A 16,658-nucleotide genomic window follows, 5' to 3' on the forward strand; every position below is an offset into this window, starting at 1 on the left:
CAGTGCTCCTCATGCGACGGTTTTTCCGCCGCAAGCCCATGGCTCAAGACTGTTCGGGCGCTTCGCGCGGACCGAAAACGGGGTAGCGCCAGGTGCGACCGTTGATTGCACGTGACAGGCCCATGACACCCAGCAGGATCAATGTTGAGTGCACGAAGGTGAAGTAAAGCACACCGATCACCCATGTCCAGGGGTTGTCGAAACCGCCGAGCAGGAAGATCGCCACGCTGATCGTCACCAGTAAAAGGCCACCCCAGATGCAGGTCCATCCGGTCTGGCGCAGGTGATTGCGTACCAGCGGATCGGGGTCGTTGTGATGGCGCGACCACAGCACCATCAGCGCGATAAATGCGATCCCCGGCAGCAACATCAGGTTGATCAGGAACAGGGCCTCGGCCGCGACGGCCAGCTTGGGGCCCGGCATGACATGCCGCAAGGGGTCTGGGCGCTGGGGGCTCATGGCAGTGTCCGTTCGTGGTGGCCGTCAGCGGCCGAAGGTGGCGGAAACCACCTCCATGAGGCCTTCCGCGATCTCGGGGTCGTCGGTGAGGCTCTCGACGATGCCGACGCGGCAGGCAGCGATCGGATCCATGCCGTCCTTGGTGAGCAGCGCAGCGTAGACCAGCAGGCGTGTGCTCGCAGCCTCTTCCAGGTCGCGATCCTTCAACGAACGCAGGGAGCCCGCGATCGCAACCAGGCGTTTGGCCAGGTCGGGCGCGCAGCCGGTCTCACCGATCAGGATGGCTTCCTCCTGCGCGGGGCGTGGAAAGTCGAAGCGCAGGCTGACGAAGCGCTGCCGAGTTGAGGGCTTCATGCCCTTGAGCAGGTTCTGGTAGCCGGGGTTGTACGACACCACCAGCATGAAACCCGGTGGTGCCTGGAGCAACTCGCCGGTGCGGTCGATCGGCAGGAGGCGGCGGTCGTCCGCGAGCGGGTGCAGCACCACAGTGGTGTCCTTGCGCGCCTCGACGACTTCGTCGAGGTAGCAGATGCCGCCTTCGCGCACGGCGCGCGTCAGCGGCCCGTCGCACCACATGGTCTTGCCGTCGCCGATCAGGTGGCGGCCGACGAGGTCGGCGGCGGTCAGATCGTCATGGCAGGCCACGGTATAGAGCGGCAGGCCGAGGCGGGCGGCCATGTATGCGACAAAGCGTGTCTTGCCGCAACCGGTCGGTCCCTTGATGAGCAGCGGCAGCCGGTTCTTCCATGCGTGCTCGAAGATGCTGATCTCGTCGCCGGAGGCTTCGTAGAACGGAGTGTCGAGGTTCGGGGTGTCCGGCTTCATTGTGCGAGTCCCTTGATGTAGGCGATGGCGATGACGGCCCAGACGAGGACCATCCAGCCCATGGTGACCGCGCGCCACAGCAGCGGTGCGTGGCGTAGCGCCATGAAATCGAGAATGATCACTGCGCCTTTCCAGAACGAGATGACGGCGAGGAGGGCAACGCCCCAGGTGCCCGTCTCGCCCAGTGCGCCCATGGCCCAGGTGGCGATGGTGGCGAGGATCAGCGTGGCCCAGAGCAGGGTGGAGGTACGAGGGGTGCCGTGCATGCTCTTGCTCATGTCGTTCTCCTCAGTGAATGACGTAGACGAGGGGGAACAGCACCAGCCAGACCAGGTCGACCATGTGCCAGTACGCGGCGCCGGTTTCGAGGCCGTTCATCTCGCCGGGACGATAGCGCCCCTGGCGTGCGCCGTTCCACATCGCGATCAGGATCACCAGGCCGAGGATCACATGCATGAAGTGGAAGAAGGTCAGTGACAGATAAAACATGTGGAACGGGCTGCTCGAGAGACTGATGTTGTGCTCGAACGCCGCCGCATACTCGGTGAGCTTGACGAGGATGAAGCCGAAGCCGGTGAGGATGGCGCCGAGCAACCAGTTGGCGCACTCGCGCGATGCCTCGCGCTCGGCGGCCTGCACCGCGCGCACGACGAAGTAGCTCGCCGTGAGCAACAGGATGGTGTTGATCGCGCCGGCGTGGCGGTTGAGCTCGAGCTGCTCGGTGTTGAACAGTTCGATGTTGTTGGCGCGGGTGAAGGCGTAGGCGGCGAAGAAGACGCCGAAGGCGAGCAACTCGGCGAGGATGAAGAACCAGATCGCCAGGTCCCCCGCCAGGCGCGGGGCATTGTCCTGCGCAGGGGCCGAATCCGGGGCGATGGCAGTGTTTGTGGTCATTTGGGGAGCCGGTCGTGTTGGTTTCCCGTGAGTCTAGGAAACCCTGCCCCCGAATAACTTGATCGGGGTTAATTGAGATCCAATCTCGCTTGTAGCCGGGCTTTCTTTTCCAGCCAGTGCCGCGTGACGTCGACCATGCGGCTGGCAAAGCCCCACTCGTTGTCGAACCAGACCATCAGGTTGATCATGCGCGGCCCGACGCTGCGCGTCTGGCTGGCGTCGAGGATCGCCGAGTGCGGATCGTGGTTGAAGTCGATCGACGCATGGGGATCGTCCGAGTACGCGATGAGGCCGCGGTAGCAGCCAGCGGCCGCCTCATGCAGCAAGGCGTTGATCTCGCCGGGATGCAGGTCCCGTGCGAGGGTGAGCACCACGTCGATGGCCGAGACATTGTGCGTGGGGACGCGGATGGCCTTGGCGACGACCCGCCCGGAGAGTTCCGGCAGGAGCCGCTCCACGCCGCGGGCGAGGCCGGTCGACACCGGGATGATCGACTGCATCGCCGAGCGCGTACGGCGCAGGTCGGTGTGATGGTAGCCGTCGATCAGCGGTTGATCGTTCATCGCCGAATGCAGGGTGGTGAGCAGTACCTGCTCGAGGCCGATCTCGCGGTGCAGCAGGTCGAGCACCGGCACGATTGCGTTGGTGGTGCACGAGGCATTCGAAACCAGCTGCTCGTCGCCGTTCAGATGCCCTTCATTGACCCCGAATACCACGGTTGCATCAACGTCCTCGCCGCTGTTGCCGGGGTGCGAGAGCAGCAGTCGTGGACACCCGGCGTGCAGGAAGCGCTGCAAGGCCTCGCGGCCGCCGTACTGTCCCGAGCACTCCACCAGCAGGTCGATGCCGAGCGCGCCCCAGTCCACCCCTTCGGGCGTCGACGCGTGCGTGACCGTGATTTCGTGGCCGGAGATGAGCAGGCTCGATTCCTTGCTGCCGACCGGTTCGGGGAAACGGCCGTGCGTCGAGTCGAAGCGGGTGAGGTAAGTGATGCTGGCCAGGTCGGCCGGCTCGTTGATGGCGACGATGCGGAAGCGCTCGGCGAGTCCCGCTTCGTGCAAGGCTCGGAGGTAGCACCGGCCGATGCGGCCATAGCCGTTGATGGCGACGCGGAAGCGGCTGTCCGGGGAGGCAGGTTTGGCGGTGAGATCGGGAGCGGTCACGTCGAACTCGAGGGCAGGCGGGGATGGGTGGCGGCGGTGGGGTGATCTGCGCACAGGCGATGGAGCCACGGGGTGGTCAACAAACTCAGGGCAGCCGCCATTCTAGCGGTGCGGGCAGCTACGGCGCCCGGAATTGCGCACCCGGGCCGCGGCCACGGCTGACTCGGGCGGCGTGACGAGCAAAAAAAAGGGGCGGCTATCGCCGCCCCAACCCCTTCCCCTGGATCGCCCAGGAGTTGCTACCGAAGAACCTTGTAAATCAGGCCTTGACTGCCTTCGCTTCGCCCTTGATGAAGAAGCTGGCGAGATAGACGATCAGACCAATGAAGAACATCACGCCCGCCCATTCACGCATCCAGTAGAACAGCGTCAGCTGATCCTGGGTGGCCATGAAGGACATCGGAGTGTCCGACACGCGCTGCAGCCAGACCTGCAGGATGCCGGCAGCGGTCAGGAACAGCGTGATGAAGACCATGGCGATCGTCATCAGCCAGAACGACCACATCTCGACGACCTGAGCCTTCTCGCTGTTGGCAGCGCGGCCGCGCATGATCGGCATGGCGTAGCTGATGATCGTCAGCACCACCATCACGTAGGCGCCATAGAAGGCCATGTGGCCGTGTGCCGCGGTGATCTGCGAGCCGTGCGTGAAGTAGTTCACCGGAGCCAGGGTGTGCAGGAAGCCCCACACGCCGGCGCCCAGGAACGCCATCACGCCGGTGCCCAGTGCCCACAGCACGGCCGCCTTGTTCGGATGCTCGCGGCGACGACGGTTCACCATGTTGAAGGCGAACACGGTCATGGCGAAGAACGGGATCGGCTCCAGCGCGGAGAAGATCGAACCCCACCACTGCCAGTATTCCGGCGTACCGATCCAGAAGTAGTGGTGGCCGGTACCGATGATGCCGGTCACGAGCGCCAGGGTGATGATCACGTACAGCCACTTCTCGATGACCTCGCGGTCAACACCGGTCACCTTGATGAGGACGAAGGCGAGCAGCGCGGCCATGATCAGTTCCCAGACGCCTTCCACCCAGAGGTGGACCACCCACCACCAGTAGAACTTGTCGCGGACGAGGTTGACCGGGTTGTAGAAGGAGAACAGGAAGAAGATCGCCAGACCCCACAGGCCCAACAGCAGGACGATGCTGATAACGGTCTTGCGGCCCTTCAGCACGGTCATGGTGATGTTGAACAGGAAGGCCAGTGCCACGACCACGATGCCGATCTTGGTCAGCAAAGGCTGTTCGAGGAACTCCCGGCCCATGGTCGCGAGGATGTCGTTGCCCGTCATCGACGCCAGCGTGCTGTAGGGCACGAGCAGGTAGCCGAGGATGGTCAGCGCCCCTGCGACGAGGAAGACCCAGAACAATGCCAGCGCCAGCTTCGGGCTGAACAGTTCGGTCTCCGCCTCTTCAGGCACGAGGTAGTAGGCCGCCCCCATGAAGCCGAACAGCAGCCACACGATCAGCAGGTTGGTATGCACCATGCGCGCCACGTTGAAGGGGATTTCCGGGAACAGGAAATCGCCCACCACGTATTGCAGGCCCATGATCAGACCGAAGATGATTTGCCCCACGAAAAGCCCGATCGCCGCGATGAAGTAGGGCATGGCGACCGCTTGTGATTTGTATTGCATGGATATCCCCTTTTGGTCTCCAGTGTTCCGATCAGCCCTCGATGTTGGGCGGCCAGTTGGCGGTGTTGATCTCGGACGTGTACTTCAGGAAGGCCACGAGCTGGTCGAGCTGTTCTTCGGTCAGATTGAAGTTCGGCATCTGGCGACGGCCGGGGGCTCCAGTGGGCATGGCCTGCATCCAGGCCTTGATGAAGTCACCGCCACGGCGCTTGTAGACGTTGCCGAGTTCGGGCGCGAAGTAGGCGCCTTCGCCGAGCAACGTGTGGCAGCCGAGACAGTTGTTGACTTCCCAGATGTGCTTGCCGGCTGCGACCTCGGGGGTGATTGCCTGCCGGTTGTCACGATTCGGAAGCTCGCGCTCCGTATCGAAGGTGAGCGCCAGGAACAGAAGGAAGAAGAATACCGTTCCCCCGTAAAAGATGTTCCGCGCCATTGATTTTGTGAAGATACCGCTCATGGAGTACTCCTCATCGCTTGTCTCGTTTTTTCCGAAAAGGTGTCGGTTTGCCCGGGTGGTTCAGGGGTTACAACTGTCCACGGCTAAGCCGATGGTGGGGGCATTGTGGGTGGGGGCCCCCCACCCGCTCCATGATATGAATCAAGATGTAGCGGCAAGGAGGCGCTGATGAGGAATGGAGGCACATCTGACCGGGCGAGGGCGCATCGTCGTTGCGTGTGGTGCTTGCATCTTGCATGCACGGTGCTGCTGGCGGGCGGGGCGGTTCCGGCGCGTACGGAGCCCGTGGCTGCTGGTCAGTGGGTCGCGGTCGACGTGGGGCATACCCTTGAGGCACCTGGGGCGATCAGCGCACGCGGCCGCAGCGAGTTCGAGTTCAATCGCACGCTCGCCCTGCATATCGTCGCCGCACTTGAATCGCGTGGCTTTGCGGTGCGCTTGATCAATGCGGACGGGCGGATCGGCAGCTTGAAGGCGCGCCCCCAGGCTGCTGCAGGGGCAGCCTTCCTCCTGTCGATCCATCACGATTCGGTGGGCGCGCATGAACTGCGGCCCTGGCGCTGGGGCGGCCACTTGCTGGATTACAACGATAAGTTCGCCGGACATTCCTTGTTCGTGTCGCGCGACAACCCGGATACGGCGCGCAGCGTCCTGTGCGCGCGCACCATTGGCGCGCGGCTGCAGCGCATGGGCTTCGAGCCCACGCACAAGAACGGCCTCCGGCGTGCCTATGCAGATCATACCCATGCGGTGCACTACTACGATGGGCTGGCCGTGCTGCGCCATGCGCGGATGCCGGCCGTGCTGTTCGAGGCAGGCGTGATCAAGAACCGGGGTGAGGAAGTGTTGCTGCGCGACCCCGAACGGCAGGCACGCATGGCGGACGGCATCGCGACCGCGATCGCTGCCTGCCTGCGCATGGGCGAACCCGCTGATGACGAGACCGCGGCCGATCGGGTTCAGTCGTGAAGGCGCGCACGGCACCCGGCGGAGGCGCTTCGCGGGGCGCCGCGCGGGTGCCGCGAGGCCGCTTACTTCGCGTTCGGCAGGCGCGACGACACGCCCTGCACGAAGTAGTCCATCTTGCCCAGCGCGGCATCGTCCATGACCGCCCCCGTCGCGAGGCGCTCGGTGCCGGCCTGGTCCACCACCGGCCCGGTGAAGGGGTGGAAGCTGCCTGCGGTGATCTTCGCCTCGAGATCACGCACCATCGCCTGCACGTCCTCGGGGATCGCCGGATTGAGCGGCGTGAGCTTGATCATGCCGTCCTTCATGCCGCCCCACACGCCCTCGGGCTTCCAGGTGCCGGCGAGGACTGCGTCGACGGTGCGCTTGTAGAACTCGCCCCAGTGGTGGGTGGTGGCGGTGAGCTGGGCCTTCGGTCCGTACTTGGACATGTCCGAATGGTAGGCGAAGGCGTGCACGCCCTTTTCTTCGGCGGCCTGCACGGTGGCGGTCGAGTCGGTATGGTGAGTGAGCATGTCGGCGCCTTGCGAGATCAGCGTCATCGCAGCCTCGCGTTCCTTGCCCGGGTCATACCAGCTGTTGGCCCAGATCACGCGCACTTCCACGTTCGGGTTCACGCTGCGCGCGCCCATGGTGAAGGCGTTGATGCCCTGCAGCACCTCCGGGATGGGGAAGGCGCCGACGTAGCCGAGTACGTTGGACTTGGTCATCTTGCCGGCGATCACGCCGTTGAGGTAACGCCCTTCATAGAAGCGCGCGTTGTAGGGGGCGAAGTTCTTCGCCGACTTGTAGCCAGTGGCGTGCAGGAAAGTGACGTTCGGGAATTGGCGGGCGACGCGCTCGACGTAGTTCATGTAGCCGAAGCTGGTGGCGAACACGATCTTGCTGCCGCTGGCGGCAAACTCCCGGATCACGCGTTCGGCGTCTGCACCTTCGGCCACGCTCTCGACATAACGCGTCTCGATGCGGTCGCCAAACGCGGCTTCGAGCGCCTTGCGGCCGAGGTCGTGCTGGAACGTCCAGCCGGCATCGCCGATCGGGCTGACATAGACGAAGCCAACCTTGGCGGGTGCCTCGGCGGCCGCGCTCAGCGGAAGGGTGGCGGCGACAGCGAATGCGGCAGCACACAGCATGAACTGGCGGCGATGGGTCATGGACGAGTCTCCTGAGGCAGTCGTGAAGGCGGGTGTGGGTCGGATGGGATTCAGCCGTGGCGAAGCGCCGGGCCGTGTTCAGCGTTGCGGGTAATGCGCGGTGGCGCGCACGCATTCGGGCACGAGTTCGGGGCCGCGGTAGATCAGGCCGCTGTAGAGCTGGACCAGCTTTGCCCCGGCATCGAGCTTGGCGCGTGCCTGCGCGCCTTCGAGCACCCCGCCTGCTGCGATGATCGGCAATTCGTCGCCGAGCGCCTGTGCAAGTTTGCGCACCACCGTGGTCGAGGCCTCGAACACCGGTGCGCCCGACAGGCCGCCCTGTTCGTTTCCATGGCGGATGCCCTGCACCTGGTCGCGCGCGACCGTCGTGTTGGTGGCGATGACGGCGTCGATGCGGTGGCGGCGCAACGCGTCGGCGATGTTGGTGATCTGTGCGTCCTCGAGATCGGGCGCGATCTTCAGCGTCATGGGTACGTAGCGACCGTGGGTGTCGGCGAGGCGGGTCTGCGCGGCCTTGAGCCGGCCGAGCAGGTCGTCGAGCTCGGACTCGCCCTGCAGCTGGCGCAGGTTCTTCGTGTTGGGCGAAGAGATGTTGACCGTGACATAACTCGCCAATGCATAGACCTTCTCGAGGCAGGCGAGGTAGTCGTCTGCGGCGTGTTCGATCGGGGTGTCGAAGTTCTTGCCGATATTGATGCCGAGGATGCCGCGGAATTTTGCCCCACGCACATGGGCGATCAGCGCATCGACGCCGTGGTTGTTGAACCCCATGCGGTTGATGATGCCCCGCACCTCGGGCAGGCGGAACATGCGTGGGCGCGGGTTGCCGGGCTGTGGTCGCGGCGTGATGGTGCCGATCTCGATGAAGCCGAAGCCCAGCCGGGCCAAGCCGTCGAGCGCTTCACCGTTCTTGTCGAGTCCTGCGGCGAGACCGATCCGGTTGGGGAACTGCAGGCCCATGACCTCGACCGGATCGGCGGCCTGAGGCTGACCGGCGGGCAGCAGCTTGCCAGCCAGATGCAGACTCTGCAGGGTGAAATTGTGTGCGCTTTCGGGGTCGAGCGAAAACAGCAGCGGGCGGGCGAGTTCGTAAAGCATTGCAGGATTGTATCGGTTCGCCCCGTGGCGGTGCAGGGGGCGGTTGAGGAGGCGGGGAATTGAAGGGGTGAGGGGGGCGCTGCGTAGTCCGCGGAAAGGTCCGACCGCTCACGGTTGTGTCCGCAGCGGCTGCCAGATCCCGTCCTGCAGAGCCTCGAGCGGCCGAAAGCGCGACTTGTAGGCCATCTTCCCGCTCTCCTCGATCCAGTAGCCCAGATAGACGTGGGGCAGTCCGAGGCGGCGGGCGGCTTCGATCTGCCACAGGATGCCGTAGGTGCCCAGCGCGCTGCGCGGCAGCCTCGGTTCGTAGAAGGTATATACGCTGGACAGCCCGTCGCTGAGGCAGTCGATCACGCTCACCATCCGCAGCATGCCGTATTCGCGAAACTCGATCAGGCGCGTGTCGACATGGCTTTGCAGCAGGAAATGGCTGAACTGCTCGCGGTTGTCCAGATCCATCCCGCCGCCCGCATGTCGTGCCGCCTGGTAGCGCTGGTAAAGCTGGAAGTGTTCTTCGTGCAAGGCGAGTGGGCGCTCCGTGCTTGTCAGGCCGCTATGCAACTTCCACGCGCGGCGCTGGCTGCGGTCGGGGCGGAAGTCCTGCACCGGGATGCGCACGGGCACGCAGGCCTTGCAGCTGTCACAGTGGGGCCGGTAGGTGAACACGCCGCTGCGGCGAAAGCCGCGACGCACAAGCTCGCTGTAGATAGGGGTGTCGATCAGGTGTCCAGGTGTGGCGACCTGCGAGCGTGCGCTGCGCTCGGGGAGGTAGGAGCAGGCATAGGGCGCTGTTGCATAAAACTGGATCAGCGCATAGGGGTAGTCCTGTTGCATTGCCTCGTTCGCCAGACAGGGTTGGGTTCAGGGCCAGTCGAAGTCGTCCATGGCGTCCGCAGCCCATTTGGCCGGCGCATCGCCTGCGGCCACGAGCTGCTGCAGTGCCATGATGAACCGTGCGCGCGGTATCTCCCGTGCGCCCATCGACAGCAGGTGGCGTGTGGTCATCTGGCAGTCGATCATGCCATAGCCGCGCGCTGCGAGCAGCCGTGCGAGGTGGGCAAGCGCGACTTTGGATGCATCGGTTTCGAGCGAGAACATGGACTCGCCGAAGAACATCCGCCCCAGCGCGATGCCGTACAGGCCGCCGACCAGCCGTTCATCCTGCCAGCATTCGACGCTGTGGGCATAGCCGAGTTCATGCATGTGACGGTAAGCGGCCTGCATGGAGGGGGTGATCCAGGTTCCGAGGCCGGGCTCGCGCGGCGCGGCACAGGCGCGCACGACCGCGGCGAAGTCGGTGTCGGCACGCACTTCAAAACGCCGGCGGCGCAGCGTCTTGCGTAGCGAGTGGCTGATGTGGACGTGCCCGGGGTCGAGCACCAGGCGCGGATCGGGCGTCCACCAAAGGATGGGCTCTCCGGCGCTGAACCACGGGAAGATGCCGCGCCGATAGGCGGCCAGGAGCCAGGGCGGCGTGAGCGCGCCGCCCGCGGCGATCAGGCCATTGGGCTCGGCCAGCGCCGCCGTGTCGGGCGGAAACTCCGGCGCATCGCCCAGCCAGGAAATCATGGTTTCGGGGTGGAGAAGCTGCGGCCTGTGTCGCCATCGGGGAAAGTGACCACATGGTCCACATCCAGCCGGATCCCGATGTGCTCGCCGACTGCGTGGTTGTGATGGCTGGGCACCAGTGACAACACCCGTGCCCCGCTTCCAAGGCGCAGAGTGTAGAGGATGTCCGCGCCGCGGAACGCCTTGTGGGCGACCTCGGCCACGAGCGGACTGGTGTCATCGTGCACGATGTCGTCGGGACGCAGCAGCACGTCGACCTCGCTGCCGTGCGCGCAGGCAGCGCAGTTCTCCCCGCATACCAGCGGTGTGCTGCTGTTGAGCACGCCGAGCTCGACTTGTACGCGCTGGTCGTCGAGCACCCTGCCGCGCACAAAGGCGCCCTGGCCGATGAAATCGGCTACGAACCGGTTCGCCGGGCGGTGATACAGGTTGTAGGGGGTATCCCACTGCTGGATGCGCCCTTCGTGCATCAGACCGATCTCGTCCGCGACCGCAAAGGCCTCGTGCTGGTCGTGGGTGACGAGGATTGCCGTGGTGTCTGTGGACTTGATGATGTCTCGCACCTCGTAGGAGAGCCTTTCGCGCAATTCGACGTCGAGATTGGAGAAGGGCTCATCGAGCAGCAGCAGGCTGGGACGCGGCGCGAGCGCGCGCGCGAGCGCGATCCGTTGCTGCTGGCCGCCGGACATCTCGTGGGGGAACTTGCCCCCCTGGCTGCCGAGCCCGACGAGTGCGAGCAGTTCCTCCACGCGCCGGCGCCGCTCGGTCGGTGTCTCTCCCCGCAGGCCGAAGGCGATGTTGTCGGCCACCGAAAGATGCGGGAAGAGCGCGTAGTCCTGAAAAACCATGCCGATGCGCCGCCGCTCGGGGGGCACGCTGTGGGCCGGCGTGCTGACGATCTCTCCGTCGAGCCGGATGTGGCCGGAAGCGAGCCGTTCGAACCCCGCGATGCAGCGCAGCACCGTGGTCTTGCCGCAGCCGGAGGGGCCCAGCAGGCAGCCGATGCGCCCCTTGGCGAGGTGCAGCGAGAGTTGGCGCACGACCACATTGTCGCCGAAGGCAAGATCGATGCGGTCTAGTTCGAGGTGGGACATGGGCCGGATCCAGGGGAGGAACGGGTGCGACGGCAGGGGCTGCAGGGCTGAGGGGGCGAGGCGTCGATTATTGCACCGCAGGTTTCCAAATGCGATCAATTATAATTCGCCGACAGCAGCGGAGCCGGCCGATGTGCGGCCAGGCCCCGATCAGACGGGAACGGAATGAATTCTTCGGGAGTATGGGGCGCAAGGCGCCTGCAGGGGTCGACACTCACGCTGTCCGCGGTGCTGGTTGCTGCACTGATCGCGGCGCCGGTGCTGTCGGTGTTCTCCAACGTGTTCGTGGGGCAGACCAGCGACACCTGGGCGCATCTGGCCGATACCGTGCTGGGCGAGTTCGTCTTCAACACCGTCGTGCTGTGTGTCGGCGTGGGCCTGGGTGTGGCCTCGATCGGGGTAACGGCGGCCTGGTTGACCACGATGCTTGATTTTCCCGGGCGGCGCTTCTTCGAGTGGGCGCTGGTGCTGCCACTGGCCATGCCTGCCTACGTGATGGCCTACGTATATACCGACTTCCTCCAGTTCGTCGGTCCGGTGCAGAGCGGGCTGCGGGAAGCCTTCGGCTGGCGGCACGGCGATTACTGGTTTCCGGATGTGCGCAGCGTCGGTGGCGCGGTGGCGATGTTCATGTTCGTGCTCTATCCCTACGTTTACATGATTGCCCGCGCGGCCTTTCTCGAGCGCGCGGGGGGCATGCTCGAGGCCGCCCGCTCGCTGGGGCTTGGACCGTGGTCCTCGTTCTTCCGCGTTTCGCTGCCGCTGGCTCGACCGGCGGTGGTCGCGGGCACGGCGCTGGCGCTGATGGAAACGCTGGCCGATTTCGGGACCGTGTCCTACTTCGGCGTGCAGACCTTCACGACCGGGATTTACCGTGCCTGGTTTTCGCTCGGTGATCGCATCGCTGCCGCGCAGCTTTCTGCAGCGCTGCTCGCTTTTGTGGTGCTCGTGCTCGCGCTCGAACATCTTTCGCGCGGGCGTGCGCGTTTCAACAACACTTCGCGCCAGGCGGCGCTCCCGGTGCGGGTCAGCCTGAGCGGTGGACGAGGCTGGCTCGCCGCCTTCGCCTGCTTCATGCCCTTGCTGCTCGGCTTTCTGCTGCCGGCCGGTCTGCTGCTGGAGATGGCGTTGGTTGAGGGGGATGCCCAGCTCGGTGCCCGTTTCGTGCAATTGGCCCGCAACAGCTTCGTGCTGGCCGCGATCACCGCCTTTATCGCGGTGCTGCTTGCCGTGCTGCTCGCCTATGCGGCGCGTCTTGCGCGCTCGCAGCTGCCACGCGCGCTGAACCGGGTGGTTGGGTTGGGTTACGCCGTGCCTGGTTCGGTGATTGCGGTCGGGGTGCTGATCCCGCTCACGCGGCTGGACAACTGGCTGGCGCACAGTTGGGAGGCGCTGTTCGGGGTCAATCCCGGGCTGGTGTTCACGGGAGGCATCGCGGCGCTGGTGTACGCCTACCTGGCGCGCTTCCTCTCGGTGGGGCTGCAGACCGTGGAGTCCAGCCTGGGCAAGATCACGCCGAGCATGGACGACGCCTCGCGCAGTCTCGGTGCCGGCAAGTGGGAGACCTTGCGCCGCGTGCACATGCCGATGCTGCGCGGAAGCCTGCTGACCGCCGGCCTGCTGGTGTTCGTCGACGTGATGAAGGAGTTGCCGGCAACGCTGGTGATCCGTCCGTTCAACTTCGATACGCTGGCGACACAGGCACACACCCTTGCTGCGGACGAGCGCCTGAGCGAGGCCTCGACGGCCGCGCTGATCATCGTCGCCGTTGGCCTGTTGCCGATGATCGTGATCTCCCGCCAGATCCTTGGCACGAGCCGGCGGCGCAGCTGAGATGCAAGGTGGGCGCCCCCGGGTGGGGTGGCGTCTTCGCCCGCGTGCCTGCTCATCGGCTGCACAGCGTGAAAAATTGCCCCATTGCGCGGTTGTGCGATCGCACATGAATACGAGGCTGGGGGATAATCGCGGCCACGAGAATAAAGCCAAGAACATGAAATCGATCGTATGGGGTCCGGTGCCTGCGCTGCGGCTTCCTCTCCTTTCAGCGCCGCCGTGTTCCGATGCCCCTTTCGCCGTTGCGGCGCAGGGGGGTGTTGCCCTCATCCTGCGAGCAGGCTGGCGATGCAGCGTGTGCTAGGCATGAAAGGCGAGATCGCCCGTCCCTATGGCTGGGCAACTCTGCTGAGCGTGGTTTTCTGCGGGACGCTGTTCGTTCACGCCAACCTGTTTCCAACCCCTGAGCATTATCTCGCCCTGCATGCCGGGCTGGAGTTCTTCTCGGTTGCGGTGTCGGTGATGGTGCTGGCCCTGGGGTGGAACCTGCGCAAGGCAGTCGGCAGTGCGCGGCGGGTCTGGCTTGGTGCCGCCTTCCTCGGCGCAGGGTTGCTCGATCTGGCGCACACGCTCTCGTATGCGGGCATGCCGCTCTTCATCACGCCCAGCGGCACCGAGAAGGCGATCCATTTCTGGCTTGCGGCGCGGACTCTGGTGCTCATCGGCCTGATCGGCTATCCCTTCGTGGGGGATGGGCGCTGGTCGTCCGCGCGCGCTTTGGTCGTCACCGGAGGAGGCCTTGCGCTGGCGCTGGCATGGAGCTGGATGGTGCTCTTCCTGCCCGATCGCATGCCGCACACCTTCGTGCCGGGGCAGGGCGTCACGACGCTCAAGCTGGCGGTCGAATACGTGCTCGCCGGGTTGTATCTGCTCGCGGCCGTGCTGCTCGCAAGGCATGCAATGGTGAAGCGGGACAAGTCGGCGAACTGGCTTGCTGCGGCGGCCTGGGTGCTTGCCCTCACCGAGCTCTATTTCACGCTCTATGTGGACGTGAGCGACTTCTTCAACGTCATGGGGCACGTGTTCAAGATCGCGGGCTTTGCGATGATCTACCGGGCGGTCTTCGTGTCGGGCGTGCGCGAGCCTCACGACGCGCTGGCCCGCGAGCGGGCGCTGCTGAGGGCACTGATCGATTCGGTGCCGGACCTGATCGCATTCCGCGATCTGCGCGGGCGCTTCCTGGGTTGCAACAAGGCCTTCGCGGCGGCATACGGTGTGCGGGAAGCGGAGTTGCTCGGGCGCCGAGAGACCGATGTCTTCCCGCAGCTTGCAGGATTGGCGGGAGGCACGCCGGACGCGGTGGTCGCTGAAGCCGTGCGTGTGGAAGAGTGGCTGGAAGGGCCGGATGGCACCCTGCGCCTGCTCGACACGCTGCGCGCGCCGTTCTGCGACGAGCGCGGCGAGAGCCTCGGCGAGATCCGGGTCAGCCGCGATTTCACCGAGCGGCGCAGGGTGCGCGAGCAGATCGCAGAGCGTGAGCGGCGGGTCATGCTTGCGCTCGAGGGCGCGGAGCTGGGTCTCTGGGACTGGGATGTGCCAAGCGGGCGGACAAGCTATAGCCCGGCCTGGGGCCGGATGCTTGGCTTCGAGCCGCATGAGTTCGAGCAGGATGTGGAAACCTGGGAGTCGCTGGTCCATCCCGACGACTGGAGCGACATCCGCAACTCGCTCGAGCCGCACCTGCGCGGCGAAAGGGACGCCTATCAGGCCGAGTACCGGCTTCGGCACAAGGACGGGAGATGGGTGTGGGTGCTCGCCGCAGGTCGGGTGCTGGACCGTGACGAGCGCGGGCAGGCGCTACGCATGGTTGGCATCCTGCAGGATGTTTCGCAGCGCAAGGTGATGGAAGAGAGCCTTGTCCAGCTTGCGACCAGCGACCCCCTGACCGGGCTCTGGAATCGCCGACACTTTGCGGAGATGGTGCGCGGCGAACTCGGACGGCTGCGCAGACATCAGTCGACGGCCGGGCTGCTCCTGCTGGATCTCGATCACTTCAAGCGCATCAACGATACCCATGGTCACGCAGCCGGCGACGAGGTGCTGCGTCACTTCACAGCGACCGTTACCGCCCAGCTTCGTGAGGCAGACGTGTTCGCCCGGCTAGGGGGCGAGGAGTTTGCCATCCTGCTGCCGTGTATCGATGCGCGCGGTGCGCTGCGTGTTGCCGAGCGGCTATGCCGTATCGTTGCGGCGCATCCGGCGGCGATCGACTCGGGCCCGCTTGTGTTCACGGTCAGTATCGGCGTCACCATGTTGTCGCTGGACGATGAGGACCACGAAGCCGCTTACGCACGTGCGGACGAGGCCTTGTATGAAGCGAAGCATGCCGGACGCAATCGCGCCCTGATGTCCTCGGCGGACCGGGAGGATGCTGGGGGACTGGCCGCCGACGTGTCGCCGGCCAGTCTGTAGGCCGCCGCAAGCGGCGACCCGGTGGGCGCTCAGCGGTAACCGGCGCGGTCGAAGATGCGCTGGGCTTCCGCCACGGTGTCGGCGAGCTCGCCGATCGGCAGGGTGTCGGCCTTGAATTCGCCGAGTTTCGTCAGTGCGGCGTTCTCGACCTTGACCGTGGGCACGACCGGCCATTCGTTGTTGCCGTTGGCGAAGTAGGCCTGCGCCGAGTCCGAGGCGAGATATTCAAGGAATTTCACTGCAGCTTCCTTGTTCGGCGCGTGCTTCAGCATGCCTGCGCCGGAGACGTTGATGTGCGTGCCCCAGCTTTGCTGGTTGGGCCACACGGCCTGGATGCTGGCCACGGCACGCTGGTCTTCCTCCTTGGGCGAATTCATCAGCCGCGCCAGGTAGTAGCTGTTCGCGATCGCCACGCCGCATTCGCCTGCAGCGACGGCGCGGATCTGGTCGGTGTCGCCGCCCTTGGGCGCGCGTGCGAAGTTGGCGACCAGGCCTTCGGCCCATTTCGCGGCGGCTTCTGCGCCGTTGTGCTTGATCAGCGCAGCGCCTAGCGACAGGTTGTAAGGATGGCTGCCCGAGCGGGTGCATACCTTGCCCTTGAGCGCAGGATCCGCAAGCTGCTCGTAGGTCTGCACCTGCTCGGCCTTGACCAGCTCCGGGTTGTAGACGATGACGCGCGCGCGGGTGGAGTAGGAGAACCAGTTCGGCGCACGCAGGTGTGCCGGGATGCGGGCTTCGAGCGCCTCCGACTTGACCGGCTCGAAGATCCCGAGCTCATCGGCCTTGGCCAGGCGTGATGCATCCACGGTGATGAAAATGTCGGCCGGGCTGTTGGCGCCTTCGTTGCGGATACGTTCGAGGAGCTCGTCTTCCTTCGCCTCGATGCGGTTGATCTTGATGCCGGTCTGCTTGGTGAAATCGCCGTACAACTGCTCGTCGGTCTGGTAGTGACGGGCGGAGTAGATATTCAGCTCGGCAGCGGCTGCGGTGCCGGCAACGCCGAATGCGGCGAGCAATGAGGCGAGTACGGCCTTCTTCATCATGTTGGAGAACCCCCGGGTTGTTGATCTTGCAGCGCGATAATAACGAGAAGA

General features: G+C 65.1%; 16 protein-coding genes. 3 read left to right on the plus strand and 13 right to left on the minus strand.

Annotated elements, in window-relative coordinates; translation table 11 throughout:
• Nucleotides 1–43: 43 nt before the first annotated feature.
• The 7 genes from ACUH78_RS02390 to ACUH78_RS02420 all read right to left on the minus strand — a co-directional run bounded on the left by ACUH78_RS02390 (nucleotide 44) and on the right by ACUH78_RS02420 (nucleotide 5,438).
• On the minus strand, nucleotides 44–460 hold the full coding sequence (locus ACUH78_RS02390) for a magnetosome magnetite crystal formation protein family (RefSeq protein ID WP_418364816.1): 417 nt from the start codon (nucleotides 458–460) through the stop codon (nucleotides 44–46).
• Between the two features lie 24 nt (nucleotides 461–484).
• Nucleotides 485–1,285 (minus strand): CbbQ/NirQ/NorQ/GpvN family protein, encoded by an 801-nt coding sequence (locus ACUH78_RS02395; RefSeq protein WP_418364815.1) that lies wholly within the window; start codon nucleotides 1,283–1,285, stop codon nucleotides 485–487.
• Nucleotides 1,282–1,563 carry a cytochrome C oxidase subunit IV family protein gene (locus ACUH78_RS02400; protein WP_418364814.1) on the minus strand — a complete coding sequence of 94 codons (282 nt, stop codon included), beginning with the start codon at nucleotides 1,561–1,563 and terminating at the stop codon, nucleotides 1,282–1,284. Before ACUH78_RS02400 ends, ACUH78_RS02395 begins: the two co-directional genes overlap by 4 nt.
• A 10-nt stretch (nucleotides 1,564–1,573) precedes the next feature.
• Nucleotides 1,574–2,179: a cytochrome c oxidase subunit 3 family protein gene (locus ACUH78_RS02405; protein ID WP_418364813.1), complete on the minus strand. Its 606-nt coding sequence runs from the start codon at nucleotides 2,177–2,179 to the stop codon at nucleotides 1,574–1,576.
• 68 nt (nucleotides 2,180–2,247) lie between these two features.
• Nucleotides 2,248–3,342 (minus strand): type I glyceraldehyde-3-phosphate dehydrogenase, encoded by a 1,095-nt coding sequence (locus tag ACUH78_RS02410; RefSeq protein WP_418364812.1) that lies wholly within the window; start codon nucleotides 3,340–3,342, stop codon nucleotides 2,248–2,250.
• A gap of 259 nt (nucleotides 3,343–3,601) precedes the next feature.
• Nucleotides 3,602–4,981 carry a cbb3-type cytochrome c oxidase subunit I gene (locus tag ACUH78_RS02415; protein ID WP_418364811.1) on the minus strand — a complete coding sequence of 460 codons (1,380 nt, stop codon included), beginning with the start codon at nucleotides 4,979–4,981 and terminating at the stop codon, nucleotides 3,602–3,604.
• Nucleotides 4,982–5,012: 31 nt separating this feature from the next.
• Nucleotides 5,013–5,438, minus strand: a complete 426-nt coding sequence (locus tag ACUH78_RS02420; RefSeq protein WP_418364810.1) for a c-type cytochrome — start codon at nucleotides 5,436–5,438, stop codon at nucleotides 5,013–5,015.
• A 285-nt stretch (nucleotides 5,439–5,723) separates the two neighbouring features.
• On the opposite strand from ACUH78_RS02420, the gene ACUH78_RS02425 reads away from it, so the two are divergent.
• A complete protein-coding gene (locus ACUH78_RS02425; RefSeq protein WP_445332687.1) occupies nucleotides 5,724–6,407 on the plus strand; it encodes an N-acetylmuramoyl-L-alanine amidase family protein in 684 nt (227 codons plus the stop codon).
• A 62-nt stretch (nucleotides 6,408–6,469) separates the two neighbouring features.
• Here the strand turns inward: ACUH78_RS02425 and ACUH78_RS02430 are convergent, their stop codons facing one another.
• From ACUH78_RS02430 to ACUH78_RS02450, 5 genes are all read right to left on the minus strand, one after another.
• Complete coding sequence (locus ACUH78_RS02430; protein WP_445332686.1) at nucleotides 6,470–7,558, minus strand: BMP family ABC transporter substrate-binding protein; 1,089 nt, start codon at nucleotides 7,556–7,558, stop codon at nucleotides 6,470–6,472.
• A 78-nt stretch (nucleotides 7,559–7,636) separates the two neighbouring features.
• The gene (locus ACUH78_RS02435) at nucleotides 7,637–8,656 is read right to left on the minus strand and encodes a quinone-dependent dihydroorotate dehydrogenase (RefSeq protein ID WP_445332685.1); all 1,020 of its coding nucleotides are present in this window, start codon (nucleotides 8,654–8,656) and stop codon (nucleotides 7,637–7,639) included.
• Between the two features lie 108 nt (nucleotides 8,657–8,764).
• Complete coding sequence (locus ACUH78_RS02440) at nucleotides 8,765–9,490, minus strand: arginyltransferase (RefSeq protein ID WP_445332684.1); 726 nt, start codon at nucleotides 9,488–9,490, stop codon at nucleotides 8,765–8,767.
• Nucleotides 9,491–9,517: 27 nt separating this feature from the next.
• Nucleotides 9,518–10,225, minus strand: coding sequence for a leucyl/phenylalanyl-tRNA--protein transferase (gene aat, locus ACUH78_RS02445; protein WP_445332683.1), 708 nt, complete (start codon nucleotides 10,223–10,225; stop codon nucleotides 9,518–9,520).
• Nucleotides 10,222–11,319 (minus strand): ABC transporter ATP-binding protein, encoded by a 1,098-nt coding sequence (locus ACUH78_RS02450; RefSeq protein WP_445332682.1) that lies wholly within the window; start codon nucleotides 11,317–11,319, stop codon nucleotides 10,222–10,224. Before ACUH78_RS02450 ends, aat begins: the two co-directional genes overlap by 4 nt.
• 165 nt (nucleotides 11,320–11,484) lie before the next feature.
• On the opposite strand from ACUH78_RS02450, the gene ACUH78_RS02455 reads away from it, so the two are divergent.
• Nucleotides 11,485–13,152 (plus strand): ABC transporter permease, encoded by a 1,668-nt coding sequence (locus ACUH78_RS02455; RefSeq protein ID WP_445332681.1) that lies wholly within the window; start codon nucleotides 11,485–11,487, stop codon nucleotides 13,150–13,152.
• 288 nt (nucleotides 13,153–13,440) lie between these two features.
• Entirely contained in the window at nucleotides 13,441–15,564 is a 2,124-nt protein-coding gene (locus ACUH78_RS02460) for a sensor domain-containing diguanylate cyclase (RefSeq protein ID WP_445332680.1), read from the plus strand.
• Between the two features lie 29 nt (nucleotides 15,565–15,593).
• Here ACUH78_RS02460 and ACUH78_RS02465 read toward each other — a convergent pair whose 3' ends face one another.
• Entirely contained in the window at nucleotides 15,594–16,604 is a 1,011-nt protein-coding gene (locus tag ACUH78_RS02465) for a Fe(3+) ABC transporter substrate-binding protein (protein WP_435750217.1), read from the minus strand.
• Nucleotides 16,605–16,658 lie beyond the last annotated feature (54 nt).

The organism is Thauera sp. ZXT1-4 (assembly GCF_052598215.2).

Coding starts and splice junctions, on each gene's coding strand:
- ACUH78_RS02390 (WP_418364816.1), bottom strand. CDS start 460: ATGAGCCCCCAGCGCCCAGACCCCTTGCGGCATGTCATGCCGGGCCCC.
- ACUH78_RS02395 (WP_418364815.1), bottom strand. CDS start 1,285: ATGAAGCCGGACACCCCGAACCTCGACACTCCGTTCTACGAAGCCTCC.
- ACUH78_RS02400 (WP_418364814.1), bottom strand. CDS start 1,563: ATGAGCAAGAGCATGCACGGCACCCCTCGTACCTCCACCCTGCTCTGG.
- ACUH78_RS02405 (WP_418364813.1), bottom strand. CDS start 2,179: ATGACCACAAACACTGCCATCGCCCCGGATTCGGCCCCTGCGCAGGAC.
- ACUH78_RS02415 (WP_418364811.1), bottom strand. CDS start 4,981: ATGCAATACAAATCACAAGCGGTCGCCATGCCCTACTTCATCGCGGCG.
- ACUH78_RS02420 (WP_418364810.1), bottom strand. CDS start 5,438: ATGAGCGGTATCTTCACAAAATCAATGGCGCGGAACATCTTTTACGGG.
- ACUH78_RS02430 (WP_445332686.1), bottom strand. CDS start 7,558: ATGACCCATCGCCGCCAGTTCATGCTGTGTGCTGCCGCATTCGCTGTC.
- ACUH78_RS02435 (WP_445332685.1), bottom strand. CDS start 8,656: ATGCTTTACGAACTCGCCCGCCCGCTGCTGTTTTCGCTCGACCCCGAA.
- ACUH78_RS02440 (WP_445332684.1), bottom strand. CDS start 9,490: ATGCAACAGGACTACCCCTATGCGCTGATCCAGTTTTATGCAACAGCG.
- aat (WP_445332683.1), bottom strand. CDS start 10,225: ATGATTTCCTGGCTGGGCGATGCGCCGGAGTTTCCGCCCGACACGGCG.
- ACUH78_RS02450 (WP_445332682.1), bottom strand. CDS start 11,319: ATGTCCCACCTCGAACTAGACCGCATCGATCTTGCCTTCGGCGACAAT.
- ACUH78_RS02455 (WP_445332681.1), top strand. CDS start 11,485: ATGAATTCTTCGGGAGTATGGGGCGCAAGGCGCCTGCAGGGGTCGACA.
- ACUH78_RS02460 (WP_445332680.1), top strand. CDS start 13,441: ATGCAGCGTGTGCTAGGCATGAAAGGCGAGATCGCCCGTCCCTATGGC.
- ACUH78_RS02465 (WP_435750217.1), bottom strand. CDS start 16,604: ATGAAGAAGGCCGTACTCGCCTCATTGCTCGCCGCATTCGGCGTTGCC.